General features: G+C 64.0%; 10 protein-coding genes and 1 pseudogene. All 11 read left to right on the top strand.

Annotation, left to right across the window (positions count from 1 at the left end; translation table 11 throughout):
• Positions 1 to 125 precede the first annotated feature (125 nt).
• Complete coding sequence (ltrA, locus tag MESS2_RS29890; RefSeq protein ID WP_008878450.1) at positions 126 to 1,640, top strand: group II intron reverse transcriptase/maturase; 1,515 nt, start codon at positions 126 to 128, stop codon at positions 1,638 to 1,640.
• Between the two features lie 78 nt (positions 1,641 to 1,718).
• A pseudogene (locus MESS2_RS29885) lies at positions 1,719 to 2,555 on the top strand (nucleotidyl transferase AbiEii/AbiGii toxin family protein); the annotation flags it as partial.
• Positions 2,552 to 3,409: a response regulator transcription factor gene (locus tag MESS2_RS29880; RefSeq protein WP_008878448.1), complete on the top strand. Its 858-nt coding sequence runs from the start codon at positions 2,552 to 2,554 to the stop codon at positions 3,407 to 3,409. The pseudogene MESS2_RS29885 and the gene MESS2_RS29880, both read left to right, overlap by 4 nt.
• Positions 3,406 to 3,984: a hypothetical protein gene (locus MESS2_RS29875; protein WP_008878447.1), complete on the top strand. Its 579-nt coding sequence runs from the start codon at positions 3,406 to 3,408 to the stop codon at positions 3,982 to 3,984. Before MESS2_RS29880 ends, MESS2_RS29875 begins: the two co-directional genes overlap by 4 nt.
• Before the next feature lies 1 nt (position 3,985).
• Complete coding sequence (locus MESS2_RS29870; RefSeq protein WP_008878446.1) at positions 3,986 to 7,387, top strand: UvrD-helicase domain-containing protein; 3,402 nt, start codon at positions 3,986 to 3,988, stop codon at positions 7,385 to 7,387.
• A gap of 81 nt (positions 7,388 to 7,468) precedes the next feature.
• On the top strand, positions 7,469 to 8,224 hold the full coding sequence (locus MESS2_RS29865) for a multiubiquitin domain-containing protein (RefSeq protein WP_008878445.1): 756 nt from the start codon (positions 7,469 to 7,471) through the stop codon (positions 8,222 to 8,224).
• On the top strand, positions 8,199 to 9,371 hold the full coding sequence (locus MESS2_RS29860) for a ThiF family adenylyltransferase (protein ID WP_008878444.1): 1,173 nt from the start codon (positions 8,199 to 8,201) through the stop codon (positions 9,369 to 9,371). Before MESS2_RS29865 ends, MESS2_RS29860 begins: the two co-directional genes overlap by 26 nt.
• Positions 9,368 to 9,808, top strand: coding sequence for a ubiquitination-like system serine protease family protein (locus MESS2_RS29855; RefSeq protein ID WP_008878443.1), 441 nt, complete (start codon positions 9,368 to 9,370; stop codon positions 9,806 to 9,808). The genes MESS2_RS29860 and MESS2_RS29855 overlap by 4 nt, the downstream gene beginning before the upstream one ends.
• A gap of 214 nt (positions 9,809 to 10,022) precedes the next feature.
• Positions 10,023 to 12,677, top strand: coding sequence for a PD-(D/E)XK nuclease family protein (locus MESS2_RS29850; protein WP_008878441.1), 2,655 nt, complete (start codon positions 10,023 to 10,025; stop codon positions 12,675 to 12,677).
• Complete coding sequence (locus tag MESS2_RS29845) at positions 12,677 to 16,069, top strand: UvrD-helicase domain-containing protein (RefSeq protein WP_008878440.1); 3,393 nt, start codon at positions 12,677 to 12,679, stop codon at positions 16,067 to 16,069. Before MESS2_RS29850 ends, MESS2_RS29845 begins: the two co-directional genes overlap by 1 nt.
• 294 nt (positions 16,070 to 16,363) lie before the next feature.
• Positions 16,364 to 17,251, top strand: an 888-nt coding sequence (locus MESS2_RS30410) for a hypothetical protein (protein WP_051069195.1), incomplete at its 3' end; no start/stop codon positions are given.

Raw genomic sequence — 17,251 nt, 5'->3', positions numbered from 1 at the left:
CCGCGACGACCGGAGACGGGCGCGTTCAAGGGCGGAGCCTCCGTAGTAGTTTGAGCCCGGGAAAGCCGGGCACATGGCGAAGGGGGGCAGGAAGACGATCGGTTGGCATGACGGAGGAGTGATCTGTGGACACGGATCATCAGGCTGATGAAGCTTGGGTACTCGGCGTTCAGCGCAAACTGTATCAGTGGAGTAAGGCGAATCCCCACGATCAGTGGCGGGACATGTGGGGCTGGCTGACAGACTCGCGCATGCTTCGTCACGCCTGGCGTCGTGTGTCCACCAACAAAGGCGGGCGCACAGCCGGGGTCGACGGGATGACCGTAGGACGCATCCGGAAGAGAGGAGAGCTACGCTTCCTTGCCGGGATTCAGGACGAGTTGCGCTCCGGCGCATATCGGCCGAGTCCGGCGAGGCGCAAGCTCATCCCCAAAGCCGGTAAACCGGGGCAATTCCGGCCCTTGGGCATTCCCACGGTCAAGGACCGCGTTGTACAAAGCGCGGTCAAAATACTTCTGGAGCCAATCTTCGAGGCGCAATTCTGGCATGTTTCCTATGGGTTCAGGCCCGGACGGAGCACGCACGGCGCCTTGGAGCATATCCGCCGGGCTGCTCAGTCGCATAAACGCGGCGGGGATACCCGGAGGCACGGGATGCCATATCCTTGGGTTATCGAGGGAGACATCAAGGGCTGCTTTGACAACATCAACCATCACTATCTGATGGACCGGTTACGCAAACGCGTCGCCGACCGGCGGGTGGTACGGTTGATCGGGCAGTTTCTGAAAGCCGGCGTGCTGACGGAGGAGCAGTTCTTCCGCACGGAAGCCGGAACCCCGCAGGGTGGGATCATATCACCGCTGCTCGCCAACATTGCGCTCAGCGCGATTGAGGAGAGATATAAACGGTGGGTGCATCCTGATCCGACGGGGAGGTCTTCACGACAATCGATACTCTCGGCGGCATCGGGTAGACGTCTGTGGGATCGCAAAGCAGGGCACTGCGTGTGTTTCCCCGTACGCTATGCGGACGACTTTGTGGTGCTGGTCTCCGGTACGCAGGAAGAGGCTATTGCGGAGAAATCCGCGCTGGCAAAATACCTGCAGGAGACGACAGGCCTCGAGCTGTCACCGGAAAAGACGAAGATCACAGCAATGACGGACGGGTTCGCGTTCCTCGGATTCCGCTTCGTCATGGAATGGGACGGGCGCTACGGATATTGTGCACGAATACAAATCCCGAAGGTCAAGTCCCTCGATCTCCGTCACAAAGTCAAGGAGTGCACCGGGCGCGACAGCGCGAGAGGCACCCTTGGCGCAAAGCTTCAGGAGCTTAATCCCATCCTGCGCGGATGGGCGAATTACTTCCGTTTCTGCTACGGAGCCAGCAACGTGTTTACCAGCCTCGACTGGTACACCGGGGATCGGCTCTGGCGCTGGCAGCGGAAAGTGCGCCCGAACGCCAACGCAGGTGAGATCGCTAAAGGCCGACAACGCAGCAGTCGCCGTCCCACGGTGAGACTGTGGCGTGATGGGTCCGTCGAGCAGTATATGCTTGCATGGACTCCCGTCTGCCGGTTTCGTCTGGCGTGGATGGGAACGCCAAACTTCGCCATGTCTTCTGGCGAGCCGGATGCATAACGAAAGGTGCACGTCCGGTTCTGCGAGGGGTGGTGAGAAACGGGCCGCTGAAAGGCGGCACCGCGCTCGCCACCTACTCTACACGTCACGGTGTTTCGGGACGACATTGGCGAACCGGCGACCATCGAGGAGCTTGACGCTCTGAGCGGTAAGAAACGCAAGGCGCGCCTCGATGCGATCAAGGACGCCTGCCAAGCCTACATCAACGGCCCGCTGCGCGCTGAGTTGACTCTGATCCTGCAAGAAAGGCTCAAGGCCGCCGGCCTCGATACCGGGGCGGGACGGGTGGACGCCGACGATGCCGATGGGCAGACGCTGCTGATCTGGTATCCAGCGGCGACGCCGCGATCGGATTATGTGCGAGCGGCGATCAAGATCGAGTCTGGCGCGAAATCCGCGCTCGACCCCAATAGCGAAGTGCCGATCAAACCCTATGTCGATGATGATCTGCCGGCGCTCGACCTGACCGTGCCGGCCGTGCGAACGGTCGACCCTGAGCGCACCTTCTGGGATAAGATCGTCATCCTCCATGGGTTGCGACGCTGGTTCGACAAGCGAGGAGAGCTGCGTGGGGGCGGCCAGCGCGTGTCTCGACACTACTATGATCTGCACCAACTCGCCGCGACGCCGGTGGGCGACGCCGCCATCGCTAACAGCGCGCTCGGCGCGGACTGCGTCGCGCATGCCCGGATGTTCTTCGATCGACCGGACTTCGATCTCGCGAGCGCCGTGCCTGGCTCGTTCGCGCTTGCACCGCATGACGCCATGATCGAACAGTTGCGCATCGATTACAGAGCCATGAAGGGGATGATCTTCGGCGATCCTCCGGGATTTGAGGCGGTGCTCGACAGCATCCGCTCGCTCGAGACGCGTCTGAACAAGAGGCGCGATATGGAAAGCGAGGCGGCGCGATGAACCAGTTTGAGGGAGCTGCCGGTGCAGGGCAAGGGGCAGACGCGCTGCGCACGCGCCAAGCGACAGCAACACCGCTGCGAAAGCGACGCCTCAGCGGCGAACTCTACAAGCGCGACCAGAGGGTAGAAGCGCTCATCGCCGAACTGGCGGCCCTGTCGCGTGGCGAGTTGATCGCCAGGGCTGCAATAAGGAAGCGCTCCGACCCAGCCTACGTCCCCAGCGAATGTCTCGTCTATTTCATCCGCGCGAGCCGCCAAGACAACAACGAGATGTGGTTTGAGCGGCTCTATCGGATCCTGACTGAAAGGGTAATGCGTAGTTTGTCTAGGGCGGAAAGCCCTGATGGCAAGACGGAATCTTTGACGCGCGGGGTCGTGCGCGACAAGGTGTTCGGCCGCTTCGTCGAGCTGCTGTCGGCGGATCGCGCCGCCTATGTCGACAAGGTCGACTACTTCGAGGTGCGTTTCGACGGCGCGCTGGCTAGCCTGCGGCGCGATGCCCAGGAACAGGCCTGGCGCGACGAGAACCGTTCCCGACCACTCGAATACGACGAAGAAAGCGGTGAGCTGTCACCGGAAGTCGAGGCGGCTGCCGGGGTTCACGACCCGTTCGCCTTGTCGGATTTGGACGATCCGGCTTACCGGTTGCGCCTAGATGCGGCGATTGCGGCTCTACCCATAGAACAAAGCAGGATCATTCATATGCTGAGACAGGGCTTCCCCATCGACTCAAAGGAGCCGGACGTCATGACCATCGCCAAGGCCCTGGGCCGCTCGGAAAAGACCGTCCGAACCTATCGCGACAAAGCCTTCGCCGCCCTGCGGGCCGCCATGGCCGATGGAGAAGAGCGGTGAGCCCCGCAGGAGAACGTCCAACCCGCGAGTCTGTGCTCGACGCGTTCGCGGTCGAGAGCGAGCCTGGCCGGTCAACCTTGGAGCGCTATTTGCGGCTTTACCCGGAATATGCCCAAGAGCTCGTTGACCTGTCGCGCGAGCTTAGCCGCGAAGTCTACGACGATGACGCGCCGCTGACCGCTGCCGATCAGGCCCTCCTCGACGCTGCCTGGTCGCAGCACGCGGCGGCCATGCCGGCGCCGATGACGGACCCCTTCGCGGCGCTTACGGTCGCCGATTGGCGTGCCGTCGCCCTGCGTCTTGACGTGCCCCGGCAGGTCGTGACCGCGCTGCGCGAGCGACGGATCTCCTTCATCAGTATCCCTCGACGGTTTCTCGGCAGGCTTGCCCAGGAGGTGAGCAGTTCGGTCACACAGTTGGAATTGTCCTGGGGCCCCGCGCAGCTGGCCGCCGGGCGCAGCTACAAGGCCGACGGCAAGCCCGCGATCGGCGGGCAGGTCACTTTCGAGCAGGTGCTGATCGACGCAGGCGTCCCGGCAGAGAAGCGCGCCCGGTTGTTGGCAGAGGCGGATTGAAATGGACAGCGTGGAGCTCGCCAGGCAAGTCGCCGCCGAGCTTCATGCTCGCCTGGTTGCTTCCGGCGCCGATCCCTGGTCGCCCTATGACTTTGCTGTCGCCGAGGCCAGGCGACGGGGGATTGATGTCGAACCGACGGCCGCTGGGGCAGCCGTCCTCAATGGCGGCCGTGCGACCTTCGTCACCGACGACGATCTGATCCTTCACGAGAATGTCGGCTCGCGGTTCGAGCAAGCCTTCCTGGTCGCCCACGAGATTGGTCATGCCGAACTCGGCGACGATCCTGAGGGCGAGCCAGTACCGGCGATTGATCCCAGCCGCGCCGCAGAGCCGTCGCCGGTTGGAATGGATCGGGTTGTCGACTATGGCCGCAGGCAACGCCGTGAGGTCCAGATGGACCTGTTTGCACGCGAGCTGCTGCTACCGCGCCCCCTGGTCCGCACACTTCATATTGACGAAGGGCTCTCCGCGTCCGCCATTGCCGCGAAGCTCGGCGCGCCATTCGAGATGGTCGCGCAACAGCTGTTCGACGCCTTGCTGCTGCCGCCAGTGCCACCTGTGACGGCGGCGACGCATATCGAGCGGCCGCTGAATTCGCTGCAAGCCTCGGCGGCGGCTCATCGCGGCGAGGCGTATCTGCTTGAGGCGGGTCCTGGCACTGGCAAGACGCAGACGTTGATCGCTCGCGTCGAAGGCCTTCTGGAGGAGGATGTCGATCCGCGGCGCCTCTTGCTTCTGACCTTCTCCAACAAGGCGGCGGGAGAGATGGCGGAGCGGATCGCCCGCAAGCGACCCGAGGCTGCCGCCGCGATGTGGATAGGCACGTTCCACGCATTCGGTCTCGATATCATCCGTCGTTTCCATGCAGAACTCGGCCTGCCGAAAGATCCGCGGATGATGGATCGGACCGAGGCGGCCGAGCTCCTCGAGGACGAGTTCCCGCGCCTGAGGCTTACTCATTACCGCAATCTCTACGATCCGACCCAGATCATCGCCGACATGTTGGCCGCCGTTTCCCGGGCAAAAGATGAGGTGGTCGACGCCGAAGCCTACGCCGCACTCGCCGGCGCAATGCTTGCGAAAGCCGGGGACTCCGATACGCGCGACGTCGCTGAACGCGCCGGCGAGGTAGCCCGCGTCTACGCTGCCTATGAACAGCTCAAGCGCAACGCACATTGCATCGACTTCGGCGACCTTGTCGCATTGCCGGTGCAACTGCTCGAGAAGGACGTCGCCATCTGTGCAACGCTACAAGCGCAATATGACCATGTCCTGGTGGATGAGTATCAGGACGTGAACCGCAGCAGCGTGCGGTTGCTGCATGCGTTGCGCCCAGATGGCCGCAATCTCTGGATGGTCGGTGACGCCAAGCAGTCGATCTACCGGTTTCGCGGCGCCTCTTCCTTCAACATGGCACGGTTCGGCAAAGAGGACTTCGCTAACGGCAAGCGCGGCCGATTGAAGCGCAACTATCGTTCGGTGCCAGAAATTGTCGAAAGCTTCTCCAGCTTCGCTACCACCATGTGCGCCGGAGATGCGGACAGCGGCCTTGAAGCGCATCGCGACGGCAAAGGTCAAAAGCCCGAACTGCGGACTGTGCAGCGGGCCGATCAGCAGCAAGTTGCTCTTGCAGACGCGATCGAGCAGCTTCGCGGTGAGGGCTTTGCCTACCGTGACCAGGCGGTCCTATGCACCGGCAATGAGAAGCTGTCGACGATCGGGCAGGATCTAGAACGGCTTGGTGTTCCCGTCTTGTTTCTGGGCAGCCTGTTCGAGCGGGCCGAGGTCAAGGATCTCCTGGCCTTGCTGTCCATTCTCGTCGATCGGCGCGCCATGGGCTTGCTGCGTATCGCGTGCTGGCCCGACTTCACAACTTCCTTCTCTGACGTGGCGGCGATCTTTGAGCACCTGCGGGCAGCCGACCACGCGCCGGGCGCCTGGCTCCAGCAGGTGGATGCGATCCCCGGCGTAAGCGACGCCGGCCGTCAGGCACTCTCCAGGCTTGCGATTGCGCTCGACGGCTTCGACCAGACAGCCTCGCCCTGGACCGTGCTCGCGATGCTATTGCTTGATCGTACCCGCATGGTCGCGCGCCTTGGCGCATCCGCAGAGCTCGCCGACCGTACGCGCGGCATCGCGATCTGGCAGTTCCTCAACTTCATGCGCGTCCAGCCGGCCGGCCGCGGCCTGCCGATCACGCGTGTGCTCGACCGGGTGCGCAGGCTTGTCCGTCTCGGCGACGATCGCGACCTGCGTCAGCTTCCGGCAGCCGCCCAGCATCTCGACGCCGTGCGGCTGATGACCATCCACGGTGCCAAGGGCCTGGAGTTCGGCGGTGTCCATATTCCGGGGCTCAACAGCGACACCATCCCGCGCACACCGCCGGCGCCGCCCTGTCCGGCGCCCGACGGCATGATCGCGGGGGCCGCAGGCAACGCGCTGGAGGCGTTCCGCGCGGGCCAGACCGAGGAGCAGGAGTGCCTGTTCTATGTGGCGCAATCGCGCGCCCGCGATCGCCTGATCCTTTATGCACCGACCGAGAAGAGCAACGGCTACAATCGTGCGCTGTCGCCCTTCCTCGACCGTCTCGGAGCCACCCTGACGCGCGGCTCGGTCGTGCCGGCGCGACCGCTTCCTATGGCGGCGGAAGCGCAGGGCATCGATTTGATCGTCGAGGGACGGCTGCAGTTCGGAGCTCCGCAAATCGCTCTGTATGAATCCTGCCCGCGCCGCTTTTTCTACACCCATGTCCTGCACGTCGGTGGGCGCCGAACCACTACGGCCTTTATGCACTTGCACGAGGCGGTTCGCTCGGTAGTCAAGGCGGTTATCGCTTCGGACCTGCCTGTGACCGAGCAGGAACTCACTGATCGAACCGATGCAGCGCTTGCCGGTGAGGGACTGGGGCAGCATGGCCACCGCGCTGAATTCCGCGATCTCGCATTGGCGATGCTGCGTTTCTTTCTGTCGGGCCGCGCAGGAGCGATCGCTGAGGCGCCTGTGGCGGTCAGTATCAACCTCGGCGGCGAAGAGATCCTCGTCGAGCCGGACGAGGTGCTGATGCGGCCTGACGGTATCCGCGCCGTGCGCCGCGTCCGCACGGGTCACATGCGATCGGCCGAGAGCAAGGATGTCGGCGCCGCGGCGCTGATCCTAGCGATCAATCAGGCCTATCCCGGCGCTGTTGCCGAGCTCGTCCATCTCTCCGACGGCGAGGCATCCGAGCTTTCCCTTTCAGATCGCGAGTTGAAGGGACGCACGGACAAGCTTTCAAAGTTTCTTGGCGACATCCGCGCTGGACGGTTCCCGGCCGAAATCTCATCGCGCACCTGTCCGAACTGCCCGGCTTTCTTCATCTGCGGACCGACACCCGACGGACCCTTGCAAAAAAAGTTCGCCTGACCTTACCGGTCGGCGAAACTCAATCCGATTAGTCGCTTAGAGCCGTGGCCCGCCCCGGCCCCAACCTAAGGACCAATCGCAATGAACACTGAAGAACTTCTCGACTACGACGACGTCGGTGACGCCCTGCGCGAAGGTCGGTCTCTGCGTCCGGCGCGGGGATATCGCTTCCTCCTCGCCCAGGGCGATCTCAACTTCCTGTCCCGTCAGGTGAGCGATCCCGTGCCGCTTGGCCGTCAGCTGCTCGAGGCCGGCGCCCTGGACCCTCAGGACGGCTACAGCCTCTTCGCTATCCTGCCCTCGGGCGACTTCGAGGATGTGCGGCTGAACGAACCCTTCGATCTGCGCGAGCACGGCGCCGAGCGGTTCGTCGCCTTCCTGACGGATCGCGACTTCAAGCTGACCTTGAACGACGACGAGCTGCGCTGGGGCAAGCCCGTTATCAGCGGCGCGGTGCTCTATAGCCTGGCCAAACCTGGCGAGGGCGAAGGCGTTTTCCTCGAAGTTCCCGGCGGCGAAGATCGCCAGATCGAACATGGGGAGCTGATCGATCTGGCCGAACCCGGCATCGAGCGCTTCATCACCGCGCCGAAGCGACCGCCAACGTTCGAGATCATCGTCAATTCGCGGCCGCGCACGGTGAACGACGACACGGTCACGTTCGAGCAGATCGTCCATCTCGCCTTTCCGGGCCAGCACGAGCCCAACGTCGTGTTCTCGATGACCTACCGCCACGCGGCATCAACGCCGCACGCCGGTGAGCTCGGGGCTGGCGGCTCTGTCGATGTCAAGAAAAAGGGGACCGTGTTCAATGTCACACGCACTGTTCAGTCTTAACCCAGACCTCAAGCGGCTGAGGGACGAAGGCTACTTCATCCAGCAGCGCGGTGGATATCTCGTCATGCGCGAGGTGCCCTATGTCGATGCACAGCGGCAGCTGCGCATTGGCACCCTGATCTCCAGCCTCACACTGGCCGGGGACCGGACGCGCAAGCCCGACACCCATGTTGCCCACTGGGATGGCGACTTCCCGTGTCACGCCGACGGGTCGCCCATCCAGGCCATCGCGCACCAAACCGGCGCCTTCGATCTCGGACATGGCCTGAAGGCGACGCATGCCTTCTCAAGCAAACCGGCCGAGGGCTACGCCGACTATCACCACAAAATGACCAGCTACGCCAACATCATCGCCGGTCCGGCCGCGGTGCTGAACCCCGGCATGACGGCTCGCACCATCCGTGAGCCTGAAGCAGAGGAAGACAGCGTCTTCAACTATGTCGAGACCGCCTCCGACCGTGTCGGGATCGGCGCCTTGGCCGAGCGGCTGGCCAGCGACCGGGTTGCCATCATTGGCGTCGGCGGCACTGGCGGCTACATCCTGGATTTCGTCGCCAAGACGCCGGTTCGCGAGATCCGCCTCTTCGACAGCGACGAGTTCTTGACCCACAACGCGTTTCGGGCACCGGGCGCTCCGAGCCTGGACGAACTGCGACAAGCGCCAAAGAAAGTCGAATATCTGAAGGATATCTATAGCCGGATGCATCGCAATATCGTGGCGCATGACGTGGCGCTCGGGCCGGATAACCTGCACCTTCTCGACGGCGTTACCTTCGCGTTCCTGTCGCTCGATGCCAGCGATGCGAAGCGGCTGATCGTCGAGAAGCTCGAGGCGACCGGCGCTGCGTTCATCGATGTCGGCATGGGCCTTGAGCTCGACGAAGGATCACTGGGCGGCATCCTGCGGGTGACCGCCAGCACGCCTCAGAAGCGGGATCATGTGCCTCAGCGCATTTCATTCGCCGGTGGGGGCGAGGAAGACATCTATGCGTCCAACATTCAGGTTGCGGATCTCAATGCCCTCAATGCTGTCCTTGCCGTGGTGAAGTGGAAGAAAATCCGCGGCTTCTACCGAGACCTCGAGCGCGAGCATCACTGCACTTACACCACCGACGGCAACATGCTGATCAATGGGGACCTCACGTGATACGCCACAAGCGACTCGAGCATCGTTTCGTCGACCACATTCCCGAGCGCCTTGGGACAGGCGTGCTGTACGTGTCGATGGAATATGCGACATCGGCCCACAGCTGCTGCTGCGGTTGCGGCGAGGAAGTTGTCACGCCGTTCACGCCGACGGACTGGAAGATGACCTTCGACGGTGAGACCATTTCGCTTTACCCGTCGATCGGCAACTGGACGTTGCCGTGCCGGTCACACTATGTGATCGACCGCGGCAAGGTGGTCGAAGCCGGCCCGTGGAGCGACGAGCAAGTGGACGCCGAGCGTCGCCGTGATCGCGCCGCCAAAGCTCGTTTCTACGGGCAGTCGCCCATGGCCGAACCTCCCGCTCAACCCGTTCCGCCCAAGGTGGCACCAGGCTTCTGGCAGCGCCTTTGGAACCGGATATCCAGGCGATTCTAACGATAAACTTGTGGATTACATTCCATCAGAAGCATCTCGCCCGGAATTCTAATGTTTGCCTGCTATAGATAGCTTTCATTGAACGGGTTTGACAGACTTCTCACAAAATAGCCCGTCAGAAAATATCGCAACGCAACAGTCACGTGCGCGGCGGCGCCGGCCCAGGGCCGGCGCCCGAATGAGAACTGACCTCGAAAGGAGGAGGCGACCCCCAATGGCCATCTCGGGCCGATCCACCCTCGTCGTTCACGGCCGCCTCGCCATGCGGGAAGGCCGCCTGGCGGCGGCGCGCGACCGCCGACATGGCCTGCAGGTCATGTCGTTCGAGCAGACGGCGGTGCGGCTCGCCGGAGGTTTCGTCCGGCCGATTGATGATGAAAGCCTGAGCGCCGCGATCCAGGCCGTCTTGCCGGCAACGCCAATGGGCGAACTGGAGAGCATCAAATCGCTGCCCGGCATGATCGACGCAGCTGCGGGCACCCTGCACAAGGCGTGGCGCGCGGGCATGGACCTAGCTGCGCGAGCGGTCGATCATCCGCGCCTGGAGGCCATCGCACGCCTGGAAGCTGCGGTCCTCGACCAGCTTCCCGCCGGCATGATGCGCCCGGTCGACATCGTCGCCGCGGCGACCGGGCGTGTCGGCCATGCGCCGGCTATCATCGGTCCGATGGAAATCATCGGCCTGACCGAACTCTCGCCCTGCTGGAGGCCGTTGCTCCGAGCCCTCACCGCGCAGATCCCGGTGCAGTGGACGGCCGGCCCCAGGAGCGTTCCCGCGTGGCTGGAAGGCACCGGCGTTGCCGTCTCGCTCGCGGCGGCGCAAACGCCGGAGATCAGTGCTGTGAGCGCGGCGACGGCTTATCACGAGGCCATCGAAGCGATGCGCTGGGCGCGGCGCCTGCTCGCCTCTGGCGTGTCGCCATCCGAGATCGCCATCGCGACCACGTCTCCCGCCGACTATGACGATCATTTCCTGGCCCTGCGCGCCGACGCCAATATCGACTTGCATTTCGTCCACGGCGTCCGAACCGTGACCACCCGCGAGGGGCAGGCGGCTGCGGCTCTGGCCGACATTGTCGTTCGCGGATTGTCGCAGTCGCGCCTACGGCGCCTCGCGGCACTGTGCCGGGACACGGGCCCTTTCGAGGTGCTGCCCGAAGGCTGGCTGCGCGTCCTGCCGGCAGATGCCCCGCTCTCGACGACCGGCTCCTGGAACCGCTTGCTGGCCCGGCTGACGCCCGAAGACTGGCCCGGCGGCACGGACCATGCCGCGGCGCTGCGCACAGCGGTCGAGACGTTGGCAAAAGGACCGGACGCCGCCAGCGAGATCGGTGACGTCTTCCTCAAGGGCCGGGCGCTCGCAATATGGCGCAAGGCATTGCTCGCCGGCCCCGCCGCCTCGATCGACGTGACACTGCAGACATTGAAGCGGGACGACGGACTTGAAGCGTGCGTTTCTGTCGCCTGGATGCCTGCCAGTGCGCTCGCGGCATCGCCCCGCCGCTTCATTCGGCTCCTCGGGCTCAATTCTTCGCGATGGCCGCGAGGGCTTGCCGAGGACCGGCTGATCCCGGACCACATCATCCCGACCCCCGTGCTCGATCCGCTTCCAGTGAATCTCGCCGACCGCCGCGACTTCGAGACGATCCTCGCAACGACGGCTGCTGAAGTCGTCCTGTCTCGCGCCCGGCGCGACAGCGACGGGCGCCTGCTGGGACGCAGCCCGCTGCTCGCTGGACATGGAGACGAAACCTACCTTCGCCGCAACGCGACGCCGGTCCATGCCTTCAGTGAGACCGACCGCCTCATGGCCCGGCCCCTGGAGTTCGCCGCCGATCCGCAGTCTGTCGGCGCACAAGGCTGCTGGCGCGACTGGCGGCAGTCGCAGATCACCCCCCATGACGGGCTCGTGCGCGCGGACCATCCGCTGGTGCTCGCCATCCTTGGTCGCACCCAGTCGGCCAGCTCGCTTCGCCGCCTGCTGCGCAATCCTCTCAGCTTCGTGTGGGTCTATGCGTTCGGATGGCGCGAACCGCACAGCACGGCCGAACCGCTCGTGCTCGACGCGCTCGGGACCGGTGATCTTGTCCACATGGTTCTCGACCGTGCGCTGAGGGACCTCGAAGCCGGAGACGGACTCGCATCCGCCGGCGCGGAGACCGTCGAAGCGGCGGTGGCCCGTGCCGCGCAAGCGGTCGCAGCCGATTGGGAAAGCGAGCGTCCGCTTCCTCCCGCCGTCATCTGGGGCCGCAGCCTCGAGGACGCCCGCGTGATGGCTGGCCGCGCCCTGTCCTATGGCGACGATGTCTTGCCCGGCGCGCGCGCCTATGGCGAAGTCCCATTCGGCGGCTCGGCACCAAAATCCGACGCAAAGACGCCGTGGGATGCGAGCGCGCCCGTCACGATCCCCGACACCGGCTTCAACATCGCCGGCTATATCGACCGGCTCGACATCTCGGGCGACGGTAAGCGCGCGCTTGTTCGCGATTACAAGACCGGCCGCCCGCCGCGGGGCGACATCCGGCTCAACGGTGGACGCGAGCTTCAGCGCTGCCTCTATGCGTTCGCCGTAAAGGCGCTCCTCGGCGACGGCGTCGCCATCAGCGCCTCGCTGCTCTACCCTCGCGAACCCATCGATCTGCGGCTCGACGATCCCGAGGCCGTGCTCGCGGAGATTACGGGCTATCTCAGCGCGGCAAGGACCAGTCTTGCTGGAGGTGCGGCCCTGCAAGGCCCCGACACCGGCGGCGACTATGACGACCTCGCCTTCGCCTTACCGGCCAATGCCAGCGCCACCTATTACAAACGCAAGATGGCCGCCGCGACAGAACGGCTTGGCGAAGTCGCTCAGGTCTGGGAGGTGGAATAATGAGCAAGTTGTCCAAGAAGCTGAAGGATGACGACGCGCGCCGCGATGCGATCAGCCTTCATGATCGTTCGATCCTGGTCGAGGCCGGCGCGGGTTCGGGCAAGACAGCCGTCATGGCCGGCCGCATCGCCGCCATGCTCGCCGAAGGTGTCTCGCCGCGTTCCATCGCCGCCGTCACCTTCACCGAACTCGCCGCGAGTGAGCTGCTGTCGCGTGTCCGTGAGTTCGTCGCCGATCTCTCGGCTGGCAAGATCGCGACCGAACTGCGCGTGGCGCTGCCCGATGGGCTGACCCAGGTCGATCGCGACAATCTCGCTGCCGCCAGCGTTGCGATCGACGAAATCACCTGTTCTACCATCCACGGCTTCTGCCAGCGCCTGATCAAGCCCTATCCGGCGGAGGCCGATATCGATCCCGGCGCCAGCGTCATGGATCGCAACCAGGCCGATCTCACCTTCTTCGAAATTGTCGACGGTTGGCTGCGCGAGAGGCTGTCCGGCAGCCAGGGCGGCGTTCTTGCCGAGATGGTGTTGCACAGCCCCGGTGAAACCGTGGCGCTCGTCCACAAGATTGCCGAGAATCTGCGCCGCCGCCGCACGCTCATGGCACCGTCCGTCTCGCCGCCTGACGACCGCCTGCAGGCATTCCGGCAGGCCGCGGCGGATTTCGCAGGTTTCATGGGCGCCACGGTGGCGGCCGAGCCTGAAACGGTGGTGATCGTCGAGCGGCTGACCGAGATGGCAACCGCCTTGGCGAGCGGTTCCGATCCCGCAACGCCCACGGGCCTCGTCCGGCTCCTGACCTCGCGTCCACATCCGGACCTGTGCACCAAGGCTGGTGCCTTCGCCTCCTACCGCAAGAAGGGCAAATGGCTCGCCGCGGCAAAGCAGGCCGGTCTCTCCAAGGCCGACGGCGACCGGCTGAACGACGCCGCCGACGCCCATTACACCGGATGCTGCGACGCCTGGGTTTCGCTTCTCCAGGCTGCGGCAGGTCAGGCTCTGAAGGCGCTGATCGAAGAAGCGCGTCCGATCCTGCAGCGCTATCGCGACCACAAGCGTGCAAGCGCCCAACTCGACTTTGACGATCTGATTTTCGCCGCGCGCGATTTGCTGCGCGATCATGACGCCGTACGCCGCGCACTGGGCCAGCGTTTCGCCCATGTGCTCGTCGATGAGTTCCAGGACACCGATCCACTGCAAACCGAGATCTTCTGGCGGCTGTGCGGCGAGCCGGGCGATCGCGATGGCGACTGGACGCGGTTCCAAATCCGGCCGGGAGCGCTCTTCCTGGTCGGCGACCCCAAACAGGCGATCTATCGCTTCCGGGGCGCCGATGTTGGTGCTTATGTGCAGGCACGCAACGCCTTCCGCGCCCAGGACCCCGACAGCCTCCTGTCGATCTCTACCAATTTCCGCTCCTGTGCCTCGATCCTCACCTTCGTCAACGAGCGCTTCGAGGCCGTGCTCTCGGCTGAAGGGCAGCCAGGCTTCTCCGCCCTGGACCCGTTCCACGACGATCGTGACGGCCTGTGCGTGGCGGCCCTCGACATCGCGGTCGCCGACGAAAACGGCAAGGCCAGCCCCGAGCAGCAGCGTGACGCGGAGGCCGACGCCATCGCCGATCTGTGCGCCCGGCTGATCGACAGCTACGCCATCATCGACAGGCGCAGTGGAGCGGAACGCCCTTGCCAGCCGGGCGACATCGCCTTGCTGGCGCCGACTGGCAAGGATCTGTGGCGCTATGAGGAAGCCTTGGAACGCCGCGGCATTCCGGTGGCGACGCAGGCCGGCAAGGGACTGTTTCGCCGCCAGGAAGTTCAGGACCTGATCGCACTGACGCGCGTCCTCGCCGATCGTCGCGACACACTCGCGCTGGGCGCCCTGTTGCGCGGACCCCTGGTCGGCCTCACGGAAGAAGAGCTGCTGGACGTCGTTTGGGGGCTGCCGCGCTCCGAGGAAGAACCTGCTCGGATTCCGCGCCTCGACCTTGGCGTCGATCCTGCTGCCATCGGGCACCCGCTCGCACGCAAGATCATCGAGAGACTGCAATCCCTCTACCGGCGCGGCAACAGCACGACACCGCACGAGCTGCTCTCTCAGGCCGTGGATGTGATGCGCGTACGCCCTCTCCTGCTTGAGCGCCACCGTGGTCAGGCCGAGCGCGCTCTGGCCAATGTCGATCTCTATCTCAGCCTGTCGATCGGCTACGCTGTGCGCGGCCTCCGCGCCTTCGCCGAGGCGATGACGGCAGCTTGGGCCGACGAGGCGCGCGCCGTCGAGGGCCGGCCCGACGCACAGGAAGAAGCCGTCGCGCTCTTCACCATGCACGCGGCCAAGGGGCTCGAATGGCCGATCGTTATTCCGGTCAACACCATGACCGGCGTCATGGCGCCCGACAGCGCGATCACCGACCGCCAAACGGACACCTTCTATTGCCCGGTCTTGGGCGTCGCGCCGGACGGTTACGAAGCCGTGCGGCAGACTGAGAAAGACGAGCTGGATCGGGAGCGCATACGGCTCTGGTACGTGGCCGCCACGCGCGCCCGCGAACTTCTCGTCCTGCCCCGGCTCGACACAACGCCGTCGAAGTCCGCGTGGATCGGTCTCGTAGATCTGTCGCTGGCCGAACTCCCCGGCCTGGATCTCTCGCATCTGCCCGCCGACGTCGCGACGGCTGGCACCGGGGCGGCCAATACCCAGACTCGCGCGATCTTCGCCACGGAAGCCGAAGCCATTGCCGCGCGGCAGGCGCGACTGATCTGGCTTGCGCCCAGCCGCGATGAGAACGCCGCGGGAGCCGTGCTGCAGGAAGAAGAGGCCAGGATCTGGACCGGATCGGCTGATGGCCAGCCACCCGAACTGGAAGCCGCTGTTCTGGTTCAGGGAGGCCGCGAACGCGGACTGATCCTACACAAGCTCATGGAAGAGGTGCTGACCGGCGAAACCCATGAGGCCGAGGCCGCCCTTGCCGAACGGGCCGCCGAACTCATCAGTGCCCTCGGCCGGACCCCGGTCGCCGATCCGGTTACAGGACTGTCGGCCGAAGAGCTGGCGGGCTGTGTTGTCCGAACCCTGGCACTACCCGCCATCGTGGTCTTACGACCGGATCTCCTGGCCGAGTTTCCCGTCTATGCCGCGTATGCGGCCGACGGGGCGGAAACGGCAACGGCCGGGATCGCGGACGCCCTAACTCTGACGTCTGAAGGCCGTCCCGTCGTCATCGTGGATTGGAAGAGCGATGTGGCGCCCGATCCCCAGACACTCGACCACTACCGCGCGCAGGTTCGGGCCTATCTCGACATGACCGGAGCCGAGCGCGGTCTGATCGTGCTGATGACCACAGGTGCGGTGATCGGTGTCGGGCCGATAGCCCAGCCGATGGCGGCCTGATCGGAGGGACTGTGCATGCCATCAGCGTCTAGCGACGGTCGACGCATATGGGCTTGCCGCCGCTTCGGCGATCTGATGGCCTCCTCTCGGTTTTTTCTGGCGAATGCCAAGGCTCAAATACCGGCTGCCGTGATCTCACTGACTGGCTGAGTTCCGTCACAGATCCCAACGACGGCGGACTTGAAGAGCAACAGATACATTAGCATGAGATGTCTGGATTGATCGGTCTGCTTAACCGAGCCTCAGCACGCCGTCGGTAAAAGGCATGAAGACTGGTACATTTGGGGGAGCGATTTGGCAGGCAAAATCTATGTCATCATGACGGGGAACGAAAACAGCCTTTGGTCTCGGTGCCTCAGCGAGAGCCTCGTAGCCCTCGAATTTGGCAAGACCTATTTTGATCCATGGCGCGCAGAAGACTACGATAGCTATCTTGAGATTACGAAAGCTGACGCCGCCAAAGACGACTCAGAGGCCGACGTCAAAGGTCGGGCGACGCTCTGGTTCAATCGAGGTAACGACCTGACGCGCAGCGAAGGCGATCTCTGGCTCCACAGAGACAAGAACAGCGATAGCCTCTATTGGGCCGAGACGACGAGTGCCGATCCGGTTTTTGATCACTCCACTCCCGACAGCGTTATGCTCGCGAAGCCTGTCACCAAGTGGTCCCGCCACGACAAGAAAATGAAGCCGTTGTCATGGAAGACGATCCATCCCGTCGCGAAGGACTATATCTCCTCAATGGCAGCGATGTTCAGCGTCGCCAATGCGGATATGAAAGCCTATGTACAGGCGCTCATCGACGGAGATGACCTCACTCCGTGGCATTCGCGCGCAGAGTGGGAAGAACGCCTCGGCGTGCACAAAGGGAAGACCCTCGGATCGAGCGTGTCGCTGCATGAGCTCACTCTCGCAAACCTCATGCTCTCGATCACGGGCGCGGTTGCGAATTCGAATGGCCAGAAGGTCTTCAAGACCTTGAAGAACAAGGAACTCCATTGTTCCGCAGCCGAGATGAAGGCTCATCTTGCCAGTCTCTACGAGGAGCAGAAGGGAAAATGCGCCATCACCGGCCTTATGATGCATCTGCATGGGCAGGATGATTGCGATAGCGATATGCTCGTTTCTGCGGATCGGATTGACAGCTACGGCCATTATTCGATCGGCAATGTTCAGCTCGTC

The organism is Mesorhizobium metallidurans STM 2683 (assembly GCF_000350085.1).
Classification (GTDB): domain Bacteria; phylum Pseudomonadota; class Alphaproteobacteria; order Rhizobiales; family Rhizobiaceae; genus Mesorhizobium; species Mesorhizobium metallidurans.
Note: the sequence above shows the minus strand (reverse complement) of the source record. Positions and strands in the feature narration are given on the sequence as shown.